At 31.0% G+C, this 19,471-nt stretch carries 22 protein-coding genes and 1 tRNA gene; 4 read left to right on the top strand and 19 right to left on the bottom strand.

Translation table 11 applies throughout. From position 1 onward, the window contains the following. Window positions 1-2: 2 nt before the first annotated feature. The 5 genes from L988_RS12215 to L988_RS12195 all read right to left on the bottom strand — a co-directional run bounded on the left by L988_RS12215 (window position 3) and on the right by L988_RS12195 (window position 4,196). Window positions 3-86: transfer RNA gene (locus L988_RS12215), tRNA-Ser, on the bottom strand. A gap of 91 nt (window positions 87-177) precedes the next feature. Further along, window positions 178-867: a hypothetical protein gene (locus tag L988_RS12210; protein WP_047384652.1), complete on the bottom strand. Its 690-nt coding sequence runs from the start codon at window positions 865-867 to the stop codon at window positions 178-180. Window positions 868-935: 68 nt separating this feature from the next. After that, window positions 936-2,588, bottom strand: a complete 1,653-nt coding sequence (locus tag L988_RS12205) for an ATP-binding protein (protein WP_156111967.1) — start codon at window positions 2,586-2,588, stop codon at window positions 936-938. Window positions 2,589-2,608: 20 nt separating this feature from the next. Then, window positions 2,609-3,286: a response regulator transcription factor gene (locus L988_RS12200; protein ID WP_047384648.1), complete on the bottom strand. Its 678-nt coding sequence runs from the start codon at window positions 3,284-3,286 to the stop codon at window positions 2,609-2,611. Window positions 3,287-3,368: 82 nt separating this feature from the next. Further along, window positions 3,369-4,196, bottom strand: a complete 828-nt coding sequence (locus L988_RS12195; protein ID WP_231549775.1) for a PstS family phosphate ABC transporter substrate-binding protein — start codon at window positions 4,194-4,196, stop codon at window positions 3,369-3,371. Window positions 4,197-4,449: 253 nt separating this feature from the next. On the opposite strand from L988_RS12195, the gene pstC reads away from it, so the two are divergent. The 4 genes from pstC to L988_RS12175 are packed head-to-tail and all read left to right on the top strand — an operon-like array spanning window position 4,450 to window position 7,681. Further along, on the top strand, window positions 4,450-5,331 hold the full coding sequence (gene pstC / locus L988_RS12190) for a phosphate ABC transporter permease subunit PstC (protein ID WP_047384647.1): 882 nt from the start codon (window positions 4,450-4,452) through the stop codon (window positions 5,329-5,331). A gap of 12 nt (window positions 5,332-5,343) precedes the next feature. Continuing rightward, on the top strand, window positions 5,344-6,183 hold the full coding sequence (gene pstA / locus L988_RS12185; RefSeq protein WP_047384645.1) for a phosphate ABC transporter permease PstA: 840 nt from the start codon (window positions 5,344-5,346) through the stop codon (window positions 6,181-6,183). Between the two features lie 31 nt (window positions 6,184-6,214). Next, window positions 6,215-6,976 carry a phosphate ABC transporter ATP-binding protein PstB gene (gene pstB, locus L988_RS12180; protein WP_047384644.1) on the top strand — a complete coding sequence of 254 codons (762 nt, stop codon included), beginning with the start codon at window positions 6,215-6,217 and terminating at the stop codon, window positions 6,974-6,976. A gap of 12 nt (window positions 6,977-6,988) precedes the next feature. Continuing rightward, on the top strand, window positions 6,989-7,681 hold the full coding sequence (locus L988_RS12175; protein ID WP_047384643.1) for a PhoU domain-containing protein: 693 nt from the start codon (window positions 6,989-6,991) through the stop codon (window positions 7,679-7,681). A 27-nt stretch (window positions 7,682-7,708) separates the two neighbouring features. Here L988_RS12175 and L988_RS12170 read toward each other — a convergent pair whose 3' ends face one another. The 14 genes from L988_RS12170 to L988_RS12105 all read right to left on the bottom strand — a co-directional run bounded on the left by L988_RS12170 (window position 7,709) and on the right by L988_RS12105 (window position 19,428). Then, window positions 7,709-8,590, bottom strand: coding sequence for a polyprenyl synthetase family protein (locus L988_RS12170; protein ID WP_047384641.1), 882 nt, complete (start codon window positions 8,588-8,590; stop codon window positions 7,709-7,711). Beyond that, window positions 8,583-8,804: an exodeoxyribonuclease VII small subunit gene (xseB, locus tag L988_RS12165; RefSeq protein WP_047384640.1), complete on the bottom strand. Its 222-nt coding sequence runs from the start codon at window positions 8,802-8,804 to the stop codon at window positions 8,583-8,585. Before xseB ends, L988_RS12170 begins: the two co-directional genes overlap by 8 nt. A 17-nt stretch (window positions 8,805-8,821) precedes the next feature. Continuing rightward, complete coding sequence (gene rsmD, locus L988_RS12160; RefSeq protein ID WP_047384638.1) at window positions 8,822-9,370, bottom strand: 16S rRNA (guanine(966)-N(2))-methyltransferase RsmD; 549 nt, start codon at window positions 9,368-9,370, stop codon at window positions 8,822-8,824. 18 nt (window positions 9,371-9,388) lie between these two features. Beyond that, window positions 9,389-10,420, bottom strand: a complete 1,032-nt coding sequence (gene queA, locus L988_RS12155) for a tRNA preQ1(34) S-adenosylmethionine ribosyltransferase-isomerase QueA (RefSeq protein ID WP_047384636.1) — start codon at window positions 10,418-10,420, stop codon at window positions 9,389-9,391. Next, the gene (gene prmC, locus L988_RS12150) at window positions 10,401-11,540 is read right to left on the bottom strand and encodes a peptide chain release factor N(5)-glutamine methyltransferase (RefSeq protein ID WP_047384635.1); all 1,140 of its coding nucleotides are present in this window, start codon (window positions 11,538-11,540) and stop codon (window positions 10,401-10,403) included. Before prmC ends, queA begins: the two co-directional genes overlap by 20 nt. Window positions 11,541-11,543: 3 nt before the next feature. Then, the gene (prfA, locus tag L988_RS12145) at window positions 11,544-12,617 is read right to left on the bottom strand and encodes a peptide chain release factor 1 (RefSeq protein WP_047384633.1); all 1,074 of its coding nucleotides are present in this window, start codon (window positions 12,615-12,617) and stop codon (window positions 11,544-11,546) included. Window positions 12,618-12,730: 113 nt separating this feature from the next. Then, entirely contained in the window at window positions 12,731-13,141 is a 411-nt protein-coding gene (locus L988_RS12140) for a hypothetical protein (protein ID WP_047384630.1), read from the bottom strand. A gap of 11 nt (window positions 13,142-13,152) precedes the next feature. Continuing rightward, entirely contained in the window at window positions 13,153-13,482 is a 330-nt protein-coding gene (locus tag L988_RS12135; protein ID WP_047384628.1) for a hypothetical protein, read from the bottom strand. Beyond that, window positions 13,483-13,935: an RNA polymerase sigma factor gene (locus L988_RS12130; RefSeq protein WP_047384626.1), complete on the bottom strand. Its 453-nt coding sequence runs from the start codon at window positions 13,933-13,935 to the stop codon at window positions 13,483-13,485. A gap of 58 nt (window positions 13,936-13,993) precedes the next feature. Continuing rightward, entirely contained in the window at window positions 13,994-15,043 is a 1,050-nt protein-coding gene (gene ispG / locus L988_RS12125; RefSeq protein ID WP_047384624.1) for a flavodoxin-dependent (E)-4-hydroxy-3-methylbut-2-enyl-diphosphate synthase, read from the bottom strand. 48 nt (window positions 15,044-15,091) lie between these two features. After that, window positions 15,092-16,105 (bottom strand): M23 family metallopeptidase, encoded by a 1,014-nt coding sequence (locus L988_RS14090; RefSeq protein WP_047384623.1) that lies wholly within the window; start codon window positions 16,103-16,105, stop codon window positions 15,092-15,094. Then, window positions 16,105-17,352 carry a transcription termination factor Rho gene (rho, locus tag L988_RS12115; RefSeq protein ID WP_047384622.1) on the bottom strand — a complete coding sequence of 416 codons (1,248 nt, stop codon included), beginning with the start codon at window positions 17,350-17,352 and terminating at the stop codon, window positions 16,105-16,107. Before rho ends, L988_RS14090 begins: the two co-directional genes overlap by 1 nt. 16 nt (window positions 17,353-17,368) lie before the next feature. Further along, the gene (miaB, locus tag L988_RS12110) at window positions 17,369-18,679 is read right to left on the bottom strand and encodes a tRNA (N6-isopentenyl adenosine(37)-C2)-methylthiotransferase MiaB (RefSeq protein ID WP_047384620.1); all 1,311 of its coding nucleotides are present in this window, start codon (window positions 18,677-18,679) and stop codon (window positions 17,369-17,371) included. 95 nt (window positions 18,680-18,774) lie between these two features. After that, on the bottom strand, window positions 18,775-19,428 hold the full coding sequence (locus L988_RS12105) for an N-glycosylase/DNA lyase (RefSeq protein WP_047384618.1): 654 nt from the start codon (window positions 19,426-19,428) through the stop codon (window positions 18,775-18,777). Window positions 19,429-19,471: the final 43 nt, after the last annotated feature.

Here is a 19,471-nt window from a genome sequence, read left to right as displayed (position 1 = left end):
TATGGCGGAAGGTCAGAGACTCGAACTCTGAAGTCTTGCGACGCCGGTTTTCAAGACCGGTTCCTTACCAGTTAGGGTAACCTTCCGTACATAGAAATAGTACCATACTTTTTATCCTATGTCAAATACTTTTTTGAAAAAAATAAAAAAAGCTGCTTTAAAAGCAGCTCTAATCAACTATTTTTCTTCAGACTCATTTGTTTCAGGTGCAGCTTCCTCTTTTGGAATAGGATTTCCAAACATCCATTCAATTTGTCTTCTAACTCCTGTTAAATCAATCTCTTGCCCTTCTATTTCTAGTTTATCGCTTTCAGGAATTGCTAAGAATCCTTCTTCAATAGGAGCATCTTTTAGCAAGTTATGTTGTAATTTTATAGGATTTTCAAATCCAAATGGTTTAAACTCAGTTTTTACACTTCTAATTAATTCATCATTTTTTGCAATCTCTTCAACTTGCTCTTCTGAGAATCTTCTTTGAGGTGGGTATTCTGCAATAAATAAAGTTTCTGTTTTTATAAACTTTAACTCTTCGCCTTCTTTTTCAAATACATCTATTGTATATCTTCCTCTAGTCTTCACTAAAAACTTGTCAATATCCACAATTTTTTTCCCTACACCTAAAGGATCTACCATAGGAGTTAACTCCCCTCTAGAGATAAGATCATCATCAGGTCCATTTAATCTTACTTCAAATACTGTAGGTTTTGTAATTTCCTCAAATGTTAAAACAATTGATAATCTCATCATTGGATGAGGAAATAACGGTTGAATTATATTATCAAAAGAGCCAAAAATATCTACAGCTCCTCCTATTTGTTGACTCATTTGTGCTGCATGTGCTACTACTACACTTCTTAACTTAGCCATTTTATCCCCCTTTTTTTGGTTGTTTTGTTCTAATTTACTATAGCATATCCCTTTAGATTTGTAAATTCCTATTTAAGGATCGTAAAAATAAAAATAGTCCCTTTTCCTTCTTTAGAAATTACATCTATTTTTCCGCCACATCTTTCTACCAACTCTTTTACAATTGAAAGTCCTAATCCAGTTCCAGCTTTATTACTTGTTCTAGCTTTATCAACTCTATAGAACCTCTCGAATACTTTCTCAACCTCTTCTGGACCTATTCCAACACCATTATCTTTTACACCTATTTTATATCTACTTTTCGTTTCTATTATAGATATCTCTATTTCAGGAACTCTTGTACCTCTGTAAATTATAGCATTTTCAACTAGATTTTTAAGAATTGTTAATACTTTTTCAAAATCAATTTTCAATTCTTCATCCTTGTTCAAAAGATTTAAATTATAAGTTATACTCGCTTCACTCGTTTTTATTCTTTCGTTCAATACAGCTTGCAACTCTGACTTTAATCTACTTACAGGTACCTTTTCCACATTAACTATATTTGAACTTTCAATTTTACTTATATTTAAAAAATCTATAATTATATTCTCTAGTTTATCTATATTATTTTTTATAGTTTTTATAAACTGTATTTTCAACGGCTCTGGAGCATCTTCTAAAGCAATTACATAACCTTTTATATTTGTTAAAGGTGTTTTCAACTCGTGACTTACATTACTTATAAATGTTTTTTGAACTTCAATCATTCCTTTAGTTGCAGTTATATCCTTAACTGATAAAAGATACCTTTGATCTTGATCTAAATATTTTACATTGACACTAAAATATCTCTTTAATCTCAATATATAAACTTCAGCTTTTTGATTCTGCTTTTCATTTATAGCTTTTTTTACTACCTCTATTATCTCTAAATCTTTAATTAAATTTAAATAATTGATTTTATCCTTCTCATAAAGATAGTTAAATTTACTATTTTTTATTATCAGCTGTAATTTTTCATCAAATAGACAAATTGAAGAATCTATCGATGTTATAATTTGATGAAGAATTCTTTTTTCTCTATTCAGATTAATTATATTTTCTAAATTTTGTTTTTGCCATTTTTGTACAACATCCCAAAGATTTAATATCCATGGATCTTTTTCAAAGTATAGATTTTCACCATTTCCTTTTTCTTTCAAAAAATCTTCAATAACTTCTATCTTTTTATACAAATCTCTTTTTAAATAATTTTTATAAAAAGCATGTATTATAAAATTTAAAAAAGTAAAGAATAGCAATTCTGCTACAAGAATAAGTCTTAGCATTCTTAAAGTTTCTCCATAGTTTTTAGAAACTCTAACTACAACTCTTTCTCCCTCTCTATTAACTCTTTTTACAGCATAATATGCCATGGTTTCATCTGAAATAGTGCTTTTTCTAATATCAAATCCTGTTCCTGTGTCTCTGACCTCTAAAACTTCTTTTCTATTTCCGTGATTTTCTAGTTTTTCCTCTTCATTATACTTTCTTGAATCATAAATCACTTTTCCATCTAAAGCGATTATATTAAATCTCATATCTGAATTCTCGAATATTTGTTGATAGTCCTCTTTTTCATACTCTTTTATTAAGTTAGATATGATAAATACATTTTCTTTTAAACTATTCTTTGCTCCATCTTTATATAAGGCTGATAAGAAAGATATATTTGTCGTTATAAATATTATCTCTATCATCACTATAAAAAAAAGAGCAATTATCTCTTTTCTTCTAATCTGTACCCAACTCCTTTTACTGTTTTTATACACTCAGTTAAAAATGGTATTTTTTCTCTCAATTTAGAAATATACACATCTACTGTTCTATCTCCTGAATAGTAATTACTTCCCCAAACTTTATCCAATATTTTTTCTCTACTGACAACTATCCCTTTATTTTTTACTAAAAGCAGAAGCAAGTCATACTCTTTTTTAGAAAGTTCAACTTCCTCTCCACTATTTGTAACTAAATGTTTATCTTCATCTATCTCTAATTCTAAGAATCTATTTCTTATTTTTTTATTTTTCTCCTGTTGATTAAGTAATTTTTTACCTCTTAACAATAACTCTCTTGGGTCAAAAGGTTTTTTCATATAATCATCTGCACCTATTTCAAGTCCTTTAAGTACATCTTCAACTTCTGTTTTTGCTGTTAACATTACAATATATGGTGTTCCATACTCATCTTCCATCTCTTTAACAATTTTAGTAAAATTTATTCCATCTAAATTAGGTAACATTAAATCTAAGATGATTAATTCGTGCTTATCCTTTTTCAAATACTTTAGCCCTTCTAATCCATCAGAAGCTACAGTTACTTTATACCCCTCTTTTGTAAAATAGTAATTTATTAACGCTTGTATTTCTAAATCATCTTCAACTACTAGTACCTTCATCTCATCTCTCCCATCTGTTTTTTATTATTATATCACAAATATAAAAAAGGCGTCCCATTTAAATTAGGACACCTATATAATGCTATTTTGCTGGAACAAATCCTTCGTCTGAAACTACTCTTTGTCCATCTGCTGATAATGCAAAATCAACTAATCCTTTTACATCTTTGTTATCTGTATCTATAACATACCAATAGATCTCTCTAGCGATCGGGTATTTTTTATCTGCTACGTTTTGTACGTTTGGCTCGATAGCGTCAACTTTTAAACTTTTAACAGATTTGTCCATATATCCCATTCCAATATATCCAATTGCATATTTATTATTTTTAGCTTCTTGCTTTATAGCTTCATTTGATGGCATGTATAAAGTGTTTCTTCCATACTCTGCATCTTTCTTAGTATTCTCTTCTCTTACAATATGCTCTTTGAAAAATTCATGAGTTCCTGATGATGAGTCTCTTGATAAAACAACAATCGCTGCGTCGTCTCCTCCTAACTCTTTCCAGTTAGTGATCTCTCCTCTGAATATTTTTGCTAAATCTAGGTGGTTAACATTATCTAATTTGTTATTTTCGTTTACAATTACTGTTATTCCATCGTATCCTAAAACAACCTCTTTAATTTTTAAACCTTTATCTTCTGCTGTTTTTAACTCTTGTGCTTTTATGTTTCTTGATGCCATTCCGATATCTGCAGTTCCGTTGATTAAAGATGAAATTCCTACACCTGAACCTCCACCAGTTACAGCTATTCTCGCATCTTTATTTTTCCCCATGTACTCTTCTGCGATGTATTGAGATACATTAACTATTGTATCTGACCCTTTTACTTGAATAACTTTTGATGCTAAAGCTGTTGTTCCCATCATTGCCATTAATCCCATTAGAAAAAACTTTTTCATTTTCATTCTCTAAACTCCTCCTAAATTTTATCTTAAATTTTATTTCCTTTTTTTATTCTCAAAACTAGTATAGAACATCTATGTTAATCTAGTTTAAAATTAATGTAAAAAAACTGTAAAAAATATTTTACAGTTTTTTTACATACTATTAATTCTATTTTAACAAGTAAGATATATTATATTCATAGTGAATTTAAATTTTTGTTTAAAAATAGTTTAAAATTTTTTTAATTTTTTAACATAGGCTTAGGAGGTTATCATGCATAGTATAAGAAAGATTAAAGACTCAGTGATGAGTGGTGTTCACTCAGTTGTCGGAATCTTTAATATTCTAATCGTTATACTTATTTTCATCTTTATTTTAGTAAATAGTTTATCTTTCTTTAAAGAATATCCAATTTCAAAATTCTTCACTGGAACTGAATGGATCTCTCTTTCTGGAAAATATGGTCTTTTACCTTTATTAGTTGGATCATTTTGGGTAACAGTAGTTGCTTTAGGAATCTCTGTTCCTATAGGAATAACTACAACTATATATCTATCAGAGTTTGCTAGTAAAAAAACAAAAAAAACATTAAAAATTATTATAGAAACAATGTCAGCTCTACCATCGGTTGTTCTTGGTTATTTAGGACTTTATGTTCTTTCAGGATTTGTAAAAACAACTTTTGGTTTACCTAGTGGATTAAATGCTTTAACAGGTGGAATAATGCTTTCATTTATGGCTATCCCTACTATAGTAAGTTTATCAGACGATGCATTAAACGCTTTAGATAAATCATATAGAGAGGCTTCTCTTGCTCTTGGTGCAAACAAACTTGAAACTGTTTTCAAAGTTCTTTTACCTGCGGCTTTCCCAGGAATATTCGCTGGTATAATGTTGGGATTCGGAAGAATTATTGGTGAAACAATGGCCGTTCTTATGATTACAGGAAATGCACCAATAATGGCAACAACACCACTTTCTCCTGTAAGAACACTAACAGCTACAATAGCTGCTGAAATGGGAGAAGTTGTTCAAGGAAGTAAACACTACCATGCTTTATTTGCTATTGGGTTAGTTTTATTTGCCATCAGTTTCTTAACAAACAGTATCGCTGATAAATATATCCGTAAATCAAGAAAGTTAATGGGTAAATAGGAGGAGTAAAAAATGAATATTTTAAAAGGAAAAAGCGGTACATTTATCGAACTGTTAATTAAGTCTGTTGCTTTATTTGCTGTTGTACCTATCTTTCTAATATTAGGTTATATAATTTACAAAGGTGTTCCTGCCATCACTTGGGAATTCTTAACTGAAGTTCCTAGAAGAGGAATGAGAGCAGGTGGAATCTTCCCAGCTATCGTCGGAACAATCTATTTAACGCTAGGAACTATAGCAGTTTCTGTTCCTTTCGGAATTTTTACCGGTGTTTACCTTGTTGAGTACGCCAAAGAAAATCTTTTAACAAGATTAATCAACTTAACTATAATAAACTTAGCTGGAATTCCAAGTATCATATATGGACTTTTCGGAATGTCACTATTTGTAATATATTTCAAACTAGGTGTTTCTATCTTATCAGGATCGCTAACACTTGGTATAATGTGTTTACCAGTTATCATTACTGCAACTAGAGAATCACTACTAGCTGTTCCTAACAGTTTAAGAGAAGCATCTCTTGCTCTTGGAGCAACAAAATGGGAAACTGTTTCTAAAATTGTTATCCCTGCAGCACTTCCTGGAATCTCAACTGGAGTTATTTTAAGTATATCTAGAGCTGCTGGAGAAACAGCACCTATACTATTTACTGCTGCTGCATTCTATCTACCATTCCTGCCTCAATCAATATTTGATCAGGTTATGGCATTACCATATCACCTATATGTTATATCTACACAAGTTCCAAATATGCCTCAAAGCAATATGCACGGAACTCTATTTATCCTTGTATTTATAACTGTTGGATTCAATCTTATTGGTGCATATATTAGAAATAAATTTGAAAAATAATAATCTCATTTAATTTGGAGGAATATATAATATGAAACAAGATGTTAGAATATCTGTTAAAGATTTCAACTTTTACTACGGTGATTTTAAAGCCTTAAAAGGTATCAGTATGGATATATTAAAAAATAAAGTTACTGCCTTAATCGGTCCATCTGGTTGTGGAAAGTCGACTTTCTTAAGATCTATAAATAGAATGAACGATTTAATAACTGGAGTTAAATATGAAGGTGAAATACTTTTAGACGATCAAAATGTATTTGATAAACAATTTGATATTGTTGAACTTAGAAAAAAAGTTGGAATGGTTTTCCAAAAGCCTAATCCTTTCCCTAAATCGATATATGAAAACTTGGTTTACGCTCCTAAATTACATGGAGAAACTGATAAGAAAAAATTAGATGAAATCGTTGAATCGTCTTTAAAAGCTGTTGCTCTTTGGGATGAAGTTAAAGATAAACTTCATCAATCAGCTCTTGGTTTATCTGGTGGACAACAACAAAGACTTTGTATAGCTAGAGCTATATCTATCAACCCTGAAATACTGCTTATGGATGAGCCAACTTCAGCTCTTGATCCAATCTCTACTGCTAAAATAGAAGAACTTATTGTTGAATTAGCTAAAAACTACAGTATCGTTATCGTTACTCACAACATGCAACAAGCATCAAGAATATCAGATTACACAGGATTTTTCTATCAAGGTGTTCTAGAAGAGTTTGATGAAACTTCTAAAATCTTCACTACACCTAAAGTTAAAAAGACTGAGGATTATATCACAGGAAAATTCGGATAAAAAGGAGATTTTATGAGAACTTTAATTGAATCTTTAAAAGCATTAGATGAACACTATTTAGAAACATTAAAATATGTTGGAAGAAATTTTGACGTTAACTTAGAAATGCTTCAAAATAATAGCTTCAACCCAACTCTTTATGGAGAAGCGAAAATGATAGAGGATTTTATAAACTCTTTTGAAGTTAAGTTAAAAGAGGACTCTATAATCACAATGGCAAGATTCCAACCTGCTGCTAAAAATCTTAGAAAGTTAGTTATGATAATTAACAGTGTAAGAGTTTTAGAAAGAATGGGTGACCTTTTAAAAGCAAACCTTACTCTTATTAAGGATATTGAAAAAAAATCACCTAATTTAGCTTACGCTATGAACGAAAGAGTTTTACCAATTGCCAAAAAAATTAGAGGACTTTTTGGAATGTATGTTGAGGCTTTCCTAAATGAAGACGTAAGTTTGCTTTATAACATCCTTTATTTAGATGAAGAGATTGATGATCTGATTGATGAAAACACTGCATACTTCTTAGGAAAAATGAAAGAAACTCCTGAAAATGTTGTTGGTGGATCTGAACTTATGTTACTTGATAAAAAATTCGAAAGACTATCAGACCATATAATTCATTTAGCAAGTGATCTAATCTATATCCTAAACGGAGAAAATACTAGAAAAGCTGAGCTTGAAAGTCAAATAAAAACTAAGAAATAATAAAAAGGGAGCTTAAAAAAGCTCCCTTTAGTTTTCTCTAAAAGCAATATAATCAGCTAATTCTACAAACATTCGAACTCTTTCTTTTTGAAAAACGCCCAAACTATTTTTAGCTTCTTCAACAACATCTTTCAATATTTGTTTACTTTTCTCGATTCCGAAAATACTTGGATAAGTAGTTTTCTCTAGCTCTAAATCACTTCCTACTGGTTTACCTATCTTTTCAAAATCACCTTCAATATCTAAAATATCATCCTTTATTTGAAAAGCCAAGCCAATCAATTCTGAATATTTTTCCAAAGCTGCGTACTCCTCTTTTGTCGCATCAGAAATTATAGCCCCAATCTCTACTGGCAACTTTAAAAGCTTCCCTGTTTTATTGGTATGAATATACTCTAATGTTTCTAACGAAACCTTTTTCTTTTCACTTTCTATATCTACCATCTGGCCACCAATCATTCCGTTTATACCAGCATATCTAGATATTTTTCCTATAATTTTTAAAAGCTTTGAAGCCTCTACTCCCTCACTTTCATCAGCAACAATAGAGAAAGAATGAGTTAGCAACGCATCACCTATAAGTATCGCTTCTGCTTCTCCAAATTTTTTATGAGTTGTAAGTTTACCTCTTCTATAATCATCATTATCTAAAGCGGGTAGATCATCATGCACTAAAGAGTATGAATGAATTAGCTCAATAGCTACCGCTGATGGAATCCCTAGCTCTAAATCTTTTTTATAAAGATCTAACACCATCAACAAGAGAATTGGTCTTAATCTTTTTCCACCGTTCAAAACAGAGTACCTCATCCCCTCTGCAATAACATTTGGATACTCCAATTTATTTAGATAAAACTCTATCTTAGAATCTATTAATTCTCTTCTAGATTTCAAGTGATTTTTAAGCATCCTCTTCCACCTCTAACTCTATCTCTTCACCATTTAATGCTACTTTTATTATTTTTCCCTCTGCTTTATTTAAAAGATCAGAAGATTTTTTCAATAACTTCATAGCTTTTTCATACTCTTTTATTGATTCATCTAAAGATAACTCACCACTATCTAATTTTTCAATTATCATATCAATCTCATTAATATTAAACTCAAAACTATCCTTTTTCATGAATCCACCCCCTATATTTATCTTGTATAGAACGTTACAACTTTTTTCCCATATTTTCTCTCATCTGTTTTTCTGAACTCTCCAACTTCATCAGCCATATCTTCAAACATATGATGCTCACAAATTATAAGTCCATCTTCAGCTAATAAGTTAGCCTTAGATACAGCTCTCATAACTCTTTCACATACCTCATCTTTATAAGGAGGGTCCATGAATATTATATCGAACTTTTCACCTTTTCTACCTAAAATCTCAACAGCTCTTAAAACTTCATTCTTATAAGCTCTCGATTTATTTTCATAGCCTAAATTATTTATATTTTTTATTATATATTTTAATGCCTCTTGATCTTTCTCGATCATTACAGCTCTTTTAGCTCCTCTACTTAAAGCTTCTAAAGCTATATTTCCTGTTCCACTAAACAGATCTAAGAATCTCGCATCTGTTATATATGGTGCTATTATTGAGAAAAGAGACTCTTTTATACTATCTTGTGTAGGTCTTGTATCTACACCTTTTCTACACTCTAATCTTTTTCCTTTTGCTTCACCAGCAATTATTCTCATAACTATACCTCACTTTTACTAGCAAATAAACATTGCATCTCCGAAACTGAAGAAGTGATACTCCTCTTTTACAGCCTCATTATATACATCTAACATAAACTCTCTCGTTGAAAACGCCGAAACCAACATCAGAAGTGTCGACTTTGGAAGATGGAAATTTGTTATAAGAGCATCTAAAACTTTAAATTCATATCCTGGATATATAAATATATCTGTAGAACCTATTTTCGAAACTAAATTTCCCTCTTCATCTAATGATGATTCCAAAGCTCTAACAGTCGTTGTTCCAACTGCAATAACTCTTCTATTTTCAACTTTTGCTTTTTTTATTCTTTCTACTGTATATTCCGGTATTTCAAAAATCTCTTCATGCATCTTATGATCTAAAACATCCTCAGTTTGAACCGGTCTAAATGTTCCTAATCCAACTTCTAAAAATACATCTAGAATCTCTATTCCTTTGGCTTTTATTTTTTCTAAAAGTTCAGTTGTAAAATGCAGTCCAGCTGTTGGAGCAGCAACTGATTCTCCTTTTATAGCATATACAGTTTGATATCTATCTTTTGTCTCTAAAGCTTCAACTATGTATGGAGGTAAAGGCATCTTTCCAAGTTTATCTAGAACCTCTTCAAATGCTCCTTCATAATAAAATTTCAGAACTCTATTTCCATCATCTTTTATTTCAATAAGTTCAGCAATAAGCTCTTTATTATCTCCAATTTCAAGTTTTTGACCTACCTTCAATTTCTTAGCGGGCTTTAATAAGCACTCCCAAGTATCTAAACTAACTCTTTTAATTAAAAGTATTTCCAATACTCCACCAGTTTCTTTTTTACCAAAAAGTCTAGCAGGTATAACTTTTGTTGAATTTCTTACAAGAACATCTCCCTCTTTTAAATAATCTATAATATTAAAAAATTGTTTGTGCTCTATCTTTTGATTCTCTTTATCAACTATCATCAACTTCGAGTGATCTCTAGGCTCTCTAGGCTTTTGTCCAATCAGCTCATCTGGCAGATGATAATCATAATCAACTAACTTTGTTGACACCCTCTTCACCACTCTTTCTTCCAATTACAACTCTATCTATTCCAGCATAATCTTTTATAACTCCAACTATTTCAAATCCAGCTTTTTTCATAAATTCACTCACTTCAAAAGCTTGATTATATCCAACTTCAAAAGCTAAATATCCTCCATCTTTTAGATATTTGGGTGACTCCTCAGAAATTTTCTTATAGAAATAGTATCCGTCTCCATTATCTGTTAGTGCTCCAGAAGGTTCATGTAACTTAACCTCAGGCATTAACTCTTCATACTCCTCTTTTGGAATATATGGTGGATTCGATATTATCATATCATAATCTGTATCTTTTATATTTGAAAATACATCTGATTTTATAAACTTCAGATTTTTTTCTACATCATTTAATTTTCTATTTTCTACTGCTACTTCTAAAGCATCTGTACTTATATCTGCACCCAATACATCTGCATCAGGAACTTCTTTAGCTATTGTTACAGATATTGCTCCACTTCCTGTTCCAATATCTAAAACTTTAGGATTTTGAAGCTCACTCAATATAAATTTACACTGCTCTACTAAAATCTCTGTATCAGCTCTAGGTATTAAAACTCTTTCGTCAACTTTAAATGGTAATCCATAAAACTCCCACTCTCCTAAAAGATATTGAAGTGGTTTTTTAGCTTTTGCTCTTTTATGAAGTAACTCTTTTATTTCAGATTTCTCCTCTTCCTTTATCTCTCTTCTTAGATTCAAAGAAAGAACTGTTCTTTTAACATTAAGAACATGAGCAAAGATATATTCTGCATCTAATTTAGCATCTGCAACATCATTATTTTGTAGATACTGGATACTCTTTTGTAAAAGTTCTCTGTTCTCTACTGAAAAATCTTTTTCCTCAGCTATGTTTTTTTCCTCTTTAGGCAATTCATCAAAAGTTACTCTATTTCTAGCCATCGCTTTTAGATAATCTTTTATTTTTTCTTTTTGCTCTAAATTTAATTCCATATCAAAATAAGCATACAGAGTTATTCTTTCTAACTTCAGTACATGAGATATAATTTTTTCACTCTCTAATCTGGGTTTTGAAAAGGAGTATTTTTTCAAATACTCCTCAGAAAATTTTAATATATCTAGTAATTTCATAAATTACTCCGCTGAACTTGAAAGCATTTCTGCTTGAGCAAACGTAGTTAAAGCATCTATCATATGATCGATATCTCCATCTAAGAAAGCTTCTAGTTGATGTGCAGTAAACTTAATTCTGTGATCAGTAATTCTTCCTTGAGGATAGTTATAAGTTCTGATTTTTTCAGATCTATCTCCTGATCCAACTTGAAGTCTTCTTTCACTTTCAACAGCTGATCTTTGCTTCTCTAACTCCATCTCATATAGTTTTGAAGCCAAATGTTTCATAGCTTTTTCTCTATTTTTTAACTGTGATCTCTCGTCTTGACATTGAACAATAACTCCTGAAGGTAAGTGAGTTATTCTAACAGCAGAGTCAGTCATGTTAACGTGCTGACCTCCCGCTCCAGACGCTCTGAACGTATCAATTTTTAAATCTGATGAATTGATTTTTACATCTTGTACTTCATCAACTTCAGGTAATACCGCAACTGTTGCAGTTGATGTATGAATTCTTCCCGATGATTCAGTTTCAGGAACTCTTTGTACTCTATGAACTCCAGATTCAAACTTTAATCTTGAGTAAGCACCTTGACCAGTTATAGAGAATACAGCTTCCTTTATTCCTCCTACACCAATCTCTTGCTTTTCAATTATCTCTATCTTCCACTTCTTTCTCTCTGCATATCTAGTATACATTCTGAATAAGTTTCCAGCAAATAGAGCAGCCTCGTCTCCTCCAGCTCCTCCTCTTATCTCTATGATAACGTTTCTGTCATCGTTAGGATCTTTTGGTAATAATAAAACCTTCATCTCTTGTTCGATGTTTGGAATTATCTCTTCTATCTCTTTTAATTCCTCTTGCATCATCTCTTTCATATCAGGGTCTTTCTCTCCTCTGATATTATCTTTTATAAACTCTAAATCCTCTTGGTATCTCTTATACTCTTTGTACTTTTCAACAATAGGTGTTATATCGTTTAATGCCTTATTACACTCCATCATTTTTTTTGGATTGCTTAAAACTTCTGGAGAACCTAAAGCTTCTGTTAACTCATCAAATCTTACTATAACTTCTTCTAATTTAGTAAACACTATCTTCACTCCTTTTTATAACTATACTTTAACTTATAAATTATACCATACTTACTTTAAAAATAAAATAAAAAATCTCCTTCCTTACACTATATAAAGAAGAAGATTTTATTCTATTGCTTTTCTGTCGATTCAGCTATTCTTTTTAATGATAACTCTCTAGCTTTTAAATACTGATCTGTAGTTATAAATTTTTGAACCTCTATCTGATATTTCAATCTATCTTTTATTATTTCAGCATCTAATAACCCTATTTTTTCTACTAATTCATTTAATTTTTCAAGATTTTTTTCTGTTCCATCTAATATGTATTTATTAATTTCAATCTCTAAAGCTTTTTTATCTAATGTTTTCAATTTATATTGAATGCTTGCTTGTTCAATTATAATTTTAACTCTTTCAATATTGTCTTGACTAACCCCTACAGCTTTAAAATCATCATCTTTTACTATCCCTATTCCCGATGTTGCATAGGCTGATACACTAGCCACAAGTATCAGTAGTCCCATTACTATTTTCTTCATAAAATCCTCCACTAAATTTGTAGATCTGTAACAAAAAGATTTTCAGTATTAAAATCTCTTCTATTAATCCTTATTTCATCTGCTTGAAATAAATCATCAATTGTGAATCCTATATCTTTCTTTTCAGAAACTTTCTTTTGTAACTCTCCTGATTCAAAAGCTACTAGACTCTCAGTAGGAGCAATATTCTTATTGATTATTTTATCGTATGAAGTTCCTGTAAAAACTCCTACAACAAAAAGAGATAAAGAAAAAACAGACATCTTCTTCTTTTTCTTCTTCTCCTCTTCCAACAATGTTTTATAAATATTAGCTCTTACTCTCTCTTTTGGAGATACCATTTATATTACACCTCCCATATCTTTAATTGCCTTATAATATATTGTTTTTACTGTGGATATATTCATATCTTTCATATCTGCAATCTCCCTCAGCTTATAGCCATATATATCTTTTAAAACAACTATCTCCCTCTCTTGGAAAGGTAGCTCTTTTAACTTCTCTTCTAAAAGAATTGGAATATTAAAGTCTTCATTACTTTCAACACTCAAAATCTCATCATTCAATTCAAGGTTAAGTTTTTTCTTTCTGAAAAAATCATAAGTCTTGTTTATAGCTATTCTATAAATCCAAGTATAGATATTACTTTCCTCTCTAAATCCTTTGAGATTTTTATAAACACTAATGAAAACTTCCTGTGCTATGTCTTCGGCATCTTCGGCATTTTTTACTGTTGATAGTATTTTATAGTATATTCTATCAAAATACTCATTATATAATTGATCAAAATCCATTTAAATACCTCATTATTTTAGCTTTATAATTTTAGACTATAATTAGCTCAAAAAAGTTTTAATTAAAATCTTCCTCAATCATTTTTTTTAATTCATGAAGAATATCTTTTTCATCAACTTTTTTGACTATTTGCCCTTTTTTGAAAAGGACACCCACACCTTTTCCACCAGCTACTCCATAATCGGCCTCTTTGGCTTCTCCAGGTCCATTTACAACGCAACCCATCACAGCTATTTTTATCTTTTTATCAACTTTTTTAAACTCTTCTTCAACTTGATGAGCTAATCCTATTAAATCTATCTCTGTTCTTCCACAAGTAGGACAAGATACAATCTCTACTCCAACCTCTATCAATCCTAAAACTTTTAAAATCTCCCTAGCTACTTTAATCTCTTCAACTGGATTTTCAGTTAATGAAACTCTTATAGTATCACCAATTCCATCCACTAATAAAGAACCAATACCAATCGCTGATTTTACTGTTCCTTGAAATGCTGTTCCAGCCTCTGTAACCCCTAAATGTAGTGGATACTCACACATCGATGCCAACTTTCTATATGCCTCTACCATCATCTTTACATTGCTTGATTTTAAAGATATTACTATATTTTCAAAATTAAACTTTTCTAAAAGTCTCATATGATAAAGTGCACTTTCAACCATTCCATCAGCTGTTGGTTTTCCATATTTTTCTAAAATACTTTTTTCTAAAGAACCAGAATTTACACCTATTCTTATTGGAATATTTTTCTCTTTAGCTTTTTCTACAACAACCTGTACTTTCTCATCACTTCCTATATTTCCTGGATTTATTCTCAATTTATCAATCCCATTCTCAATAGCCAGCAATGCTAGTCTATAATCAAAATGTATATCTGCTACCAAAGGAATATCAATCTTTTCCTTTATTCCTTTTATAGCTTTTGCAGCTTCTTCTGTATTTACTGTTACTCTTACTAATTGGCATCCCTCATCTTGAAGCTCCTTTATCTGAGCTACAGTTTTTTCAATATCATGAGTTGGAGTATTTGTCATAGATTGGATTACAATCTCATTTCCCCCTCCTATTAATAATCTGCCAACCTTTATAACTTTAGATTCTCTCATTTTTTCACCTCATATAAAATCTAAAAAAAGCCCTAGTTTAATCTAGGGCTATCTAACTAAATAATTCATAGGATTATTAGCTTTTCCATTTTTTCTAATTTCAAAATGTAGATGAGGTCCCGTTACTCTTCCTGTCATTCCTGTTTGACCAATAACCTGTCCAGACTTAACCTTATCTCCAACTTTTACGTACATCTTCTCTAAATGAGCCGATCTAGTTTCATAACCACTTCCGTGGTTAATCTTTATAATTTTACCATAACCTGTCATATATCCTGCGAACACAACCGTACCATCTCTTGAAGCCATCAATGGAACGTATCTAGCTCTCATATCAATCCCTGCATGTTGAATATATCTTTTTAATACTGGATGGAATCTTTTTCCAAAAGGACTGGTAACTCCTGCCCATTTTACAGGCATTGTAAAGTTTCTCTGAGTGGTTGTACTTTTCACTCCTCCACTTTGAGTAAGCCTTTTCAAACTCTCTTCACTTGGATTGTTTATAAAAAGTTCCTCTCCAACTCTAATATTGTCATTTCTTAAATTGTTGTATTTTCTTAAGTCATCAACATCAACCTTGTATGCCAAAGCTATTTTAAAAAGAGAGTCTCCTCTTTTAACTTTATAAAAAACACCATTAGCTTTAACTACATTTATCTTTTGCCCTACTTTCAAACTATTTGAAATTCCCGGATTATTAGCTTTTAAAACCTCCAAAGATATACCATTCTTATCTGCTATTGCTCCTAAAGTATCTCCATTAGCCACTACATAACTTTCTAATTTTGGAATTTCATAAGCTTGCTTTAAATCTACTTCTTCTAAAGGAACTCCTTCGAACTCCTCATCAACTCCAATTTTGTATTCTTTCTCTATTGTATAAAAGTTTCCATCTACTAACTCAAAACCTCCACCCTCTTCAACCGTTGTATTTTCAGAGTAATATTCTGTGAATTTTTTCAAATCTACAACTTCTGATTTATAGGGTTTAAAAACTAGTATTAACATAGCTATAAATGCTGCTATTATTATAGCAAATATTTTTAGTACTTCCTTCACTATTTCCCCCTTGCAAAAGATTTCGCATACATCTCTATAAGCTTATCGTTACTCTCCGTAGATGAAATAGTATCTATCAACTTTTTCGTTGCTGTTGCTTTATCAAGAGATGTTAAATATCTTCTTATCTCCCATATTGATTCTAATTTTTTCTTTTCAATCAGTAACTCCTCTTTTCTTGTTCCCGATCTTTGAATATCTATTGATGGGTAAATTCTAAGTTCTGCAAGATTTCTGTCTAAGTGGATATCTAGGTTTCCTGTTCCCTTAAATTCCTCATATATAACATCATCCATTTTACTTCCCGTATCAACTAAAGCTGTTGCTAAAATAGTTAAACTTCCACCATTTCTTATATTTCTTGCTGAACCAAAGAATTTTTTAGGATAGTACAGTGCTGTTGGATCTATTCCACCAGATATAAGTTTTCCACTAGATGGTATAACTATGTTATAAGCTCTAGCTAATCTTGTTAGAGAATCCATTAAGATCACTATATCTTCTCCATTTTCTATCTTTCTTTTAGCTCTTTCTAACAACGACTCTGTAACCTTTATATGATTTCTTGGATCGTCATCGAATGTTGATGCAAAAACTTGAGCTCCTTTTACTGTTTCCTTTATATCTGTAACCTCTTCGGGTCTTTCGTCTATTAATAAAATCCAAACTTCGATTCCTTTATTGTTTTCTATTATTGAGTTAGCGATGTTACTGATTAAAACTGTTTTTCCAGCTTTTGGTGGTGCTACAATAAGTCCTCTTTGCCCCTTTCCTATAGGAGCTATTAAATCAATTATTCTTCCAGAAACATTTTTAGAATCTGTTTCTAACTTTAATAACTCTGTAGGATAAGCTGGAACTAACTCATCAAATGGAACCCTTGCTGCTGCTTCTTGGATACTTCCACTATTGATTAACAATACTTTTCTAAGCCCATAATTATTTTCACCTTGAACAGCTTCTCTAACCTCTCCTACGATAAAGTCTTCTGTTCTTAGTTTAAATTTTCTTATTTGTGAAGCAGATACATAAACGTCCTTCTCCACATTAGTATTTCTTAAAAATCCATATCCATCCGCCATTACTTCAAGATTTCCCCAAGCTAAATGCATTCCCTCTTTAGCTTCCATGGCTTCTGTTATTAAATCTACAATTTCAGCTTTTTTGGTCCTACTTGAATAATCTATCTCCATCTGCCTTGCCATCTCTTGTAACTCTTTTAGTAAAAAACTTTCTAATTTATCCATTATACCTCCGAGGTTACTATTCTACGATCTCTCCATATAAAGACCATGTTTTGCATTCGTTTATTTTTACATTAACAAACGTTCCTTCTAACTCTTTATCTCCTTTAAAGATAACTATTTTATTCGTCGATGTTCTTCCACTTAAAACTTCTTCATTTTTTTTGCTTGGTCCTTCAACTAAAACCCTCTCTGTTTTTCCTTGGTAAGTAGAACTTGTTTCTTTAGAGTTTTCATTTTGTAAATCTATCAATCTCTTTAATCTATCTTTTTTTATTTCTTGCTCTATTTGACCATCCATAGTCGCAGCAGCTGTACCTTCTCTTGGAGAATACATAAACATAAATGCTGTATCAAACTTTACTTTAGAAACAACATCCAATGTGTCTTGGAAGTCCTCTTCTGTCTCATGAGGGAATCCAACAATGATATCTGCTGTTAAAGCTACTCCTGGAATTCTTGATTTTATTTTTTCAGCTAACTCTATATACTGCTCTTTTGTATATTTTCTATTCATTAGTTTTAAAACTTTTGATGATCCTGCTTGAAGTGGAAGGTGTAGACATCTTGCGATTTTTTCATTTTTAGCGATAACATCAATTACGTCATCTCCAAAATCTTTTGGATGTGGTGAAACGAATCTTACTAAGAACTCTCCCTCTATTTTACAAATCTCTTCTAATAGAGTTGCAAAATTTTCTCCTGTTTTTAAATCATTTCCATATGAATTTACATTTTGTCCTAATAACATTATCTCTTTATAATCTTTTTCGACAAATCCTTTAACTTCCTCTAAAATTTGATCCATAGGCACTGATCTTTCTCTTCCTCTAACATATGGAACTATACAATATGTACAGAAGTTATTACATCCATAAGTTATTGGAATTGATGCTGTTTTCTTAGAATCAAACTCTGCATCTAATCTCGGAGGTAATTCATCCTCTTCTCCTGTATAAATAACATGTTTAAAATCTCCAGATTCAATTTTTTCAAGAGCTGCTGGAATTTTTCCTATATTTTGATTTCCCATAACTATATCAATTATAGGGAATTTTTTTGCTAATTCCTCTCCTTGCTCTTGGGCGAAACAACCTGTAATTCCTATAATTGTTCCTCTTTTTTCTCTTACAACTTTTAACTCTCCTAATTTACCATAAATTTGAGTAGCTGCACCTTCTCTAACTGTGCATGTATTTAAAAATACTGCATCGGCCTCTGATACATCCTCTGTTATATTATATCCCATATTTTGTAATATTTTTTTTATTTTTGCGCTTTCGTTGACATTCATTTGACAACCGTAAGTTACAATTGCTGCGTTCTTCAATTTTTCTCCTCCAAAATTTAACAAATTACGATTTAAATATGTAAAAAATTATATCATAATAGTACAAGTTTTATCAATAAATCTTTAGTAAAGCATCACTTAAATATATCTTTCGCTTCTAAATACCAAAGTAACAAATCCATATTATCCATCGGAATTCCTACTTCTTTACAATATTTTTTCAATTTCTCTTCAATCTCTTTATAAAGTTTCGGTGATAACGTTTTAGGTATTACTTCTATTACTTCTAATGCCACCAAATTTTTCAAAATATGTCTATCCAATATTGCTAACTCTTTTCCAAATCCCACATTTCTTAAAAAATGACTTGCTTCCTTATAGGACATCCCTCTTATATTTTTTACTATCCATTCTCTCATCTCGAGTATAGAATTAAAACTAGAGAAAAAATCTTTTGTTATAAACTCACCTTTTTCATCTGTCATCTGCTGCCTTAAAAGGTATAAGTTTTTAGCTTTAGTTTTATTAAAACGAACTATATTTAAAAAAGGTAAAATCTCATCTTCTGTACCTGTAAAAAGAATTTTTGAATCCCTTAGTTCACTGATTGCCTTCCAGGCATTTTTAGCTTTAGATTGAGGTGTCAATATACAAAAAGCCAATTCACAATACACAGCTTTATTATCCCCTTCTCTCCATACTCTTCTGTAGTCTTCTAATCTACTTTCTATTCTATCTTTTATATTTTCATATATCTTTTCAACTTCATAAAAATAGGTGTTTTTCATAGCACTACCTCCTCGAGTTATCATAATTTAATTTTATCATACT

The organism is Cetobacterium sp. ZWU0022, assembly GCF_000800875.1.
In the GTDB taxonomy this organism is placed as follows: Bacteria; Fusobacteriota; Fusobacteriia; order Fusobacteriales; family Fusobacteriaceae; genus Cetobacterium_A.
The sequence above is the reverse complement of the archived record's forward strand: the minus strand, read 5'-3'. Positions and strand labels throughout refer to the sequence as shown.

Coding starts and splice junctions, on each gene's coding strand:
- L988_RS12210 (WP_047384652.1), bottom strand. CDS start 867: ATGGCTAAGTTAAGAAGTGTAGTAGTAGCACATGCAGCACAAATGAGT.
- L988_RS12205 (WP_156111967.1), bottom strand. CDS start 2,588: ATGATAGAGATAATATTTATAACGACAAATATATCTTTCTTATCAGCC.
- L988_RS12200 (WP_047384648.1), bottom strand. CDS start 3,286: ATGAAGGTACTAGTAGTTGAAGATGATTTAGAAATACAAGCGTTAATA.
- L988_RS12195 (WP_231549775.1), bottom strand. CDS start 4,196: ATGAAAATGAAAAAGTTTTTTCTAATGGGATTAATGGCAATGATGGGA.
- pstC (WP_047384647.1), top strand. CDS start 4,450: ATGCATAGTATAAGAAAGATTAAAGACTCAGTGATGAGTGGTGTTCAC.
- pstA (WP_047384645.1), top strand. CDS start 5,344: ATGAATATTTTAAAAGGAAAAAGCGGTACATTTATCGAACTGTTAATT.
- pstB (WP_047384644.1), top strand. CDS start 6,215: ATGAAACAAGATGTTAGAATATCTGTTAAAGATTTCAACTTTTACTAC.
- L988_RS12175 (WP_047384643.1), top strand. CDS start 6,989: ATGAGAACTTTAATTGAATCTTTAAAAGCATTAGATGAACACTATTTA.
- L988_RS12170 (WP_047384641.1), bottom strand. CDS start 8,590: ATGCTTAAAAATCACTTGAAATCTAGAAGAGAATTAATAGATTCTAAG.
- xseB (WP_047384640.1), bottom strand. CDS start 8,804: ATGAAAAAGGATAGTTTTGAGTTTAATATTAATGAGATTGATATGATA.
- rsmD (WP_047384638.1), bottom strand. CDS start 9,370: ATGAGAATAATTGCTGGTGAAGCAAAAGGAAAAAGATTAGAGTGTAGA.
- prmC (WP_047384635.1), bottom strand. CDS start 11,540: ATGAAATTACTAGATATATTAAAATTTTCTGAGGAGTATTTGAAAAAA.
- L988_RS12140 (WP_047384630.1), bottom strand. CDS start 13,141: ATGAAGAAAATAGTAATGGGACTACTGATACTTGTGGCTAGTGTATCA.
- L988_RS12135 (WP_047384628.1), bottom strand. CDS start 13,482: ATGGTATCTCCAAAAGAGAGAGTAAGAGCTAATATTTATAAAACATTG.
- L988_RS12130 (WP_047384626.1), bottom strand. CDS start 13,935: ATGGATTTTGATCAATTATATAATGAGTATTTTGATAGAATATACTAT.
- ispG (WP_047384624.1), bottom strand. CDS start 15,043: ATGAGAGAATCTAAAGTTATAAAGGTTGGCAGATTATTAATAGGAGGG.
- rho (WP_047384622.1), bottom strand. CDS start 17,352: ATGGATAAATTAGAAAGTTTTTTACTAAAAGAGTTACAAGAGATGGCA.
- L988_RS12105 (WP_047384618.1), bottom strand. CDS start 19,428: ATGAAAAACACCTATTTTTATGAAGTTGAAAAGATATATGAAAATATA.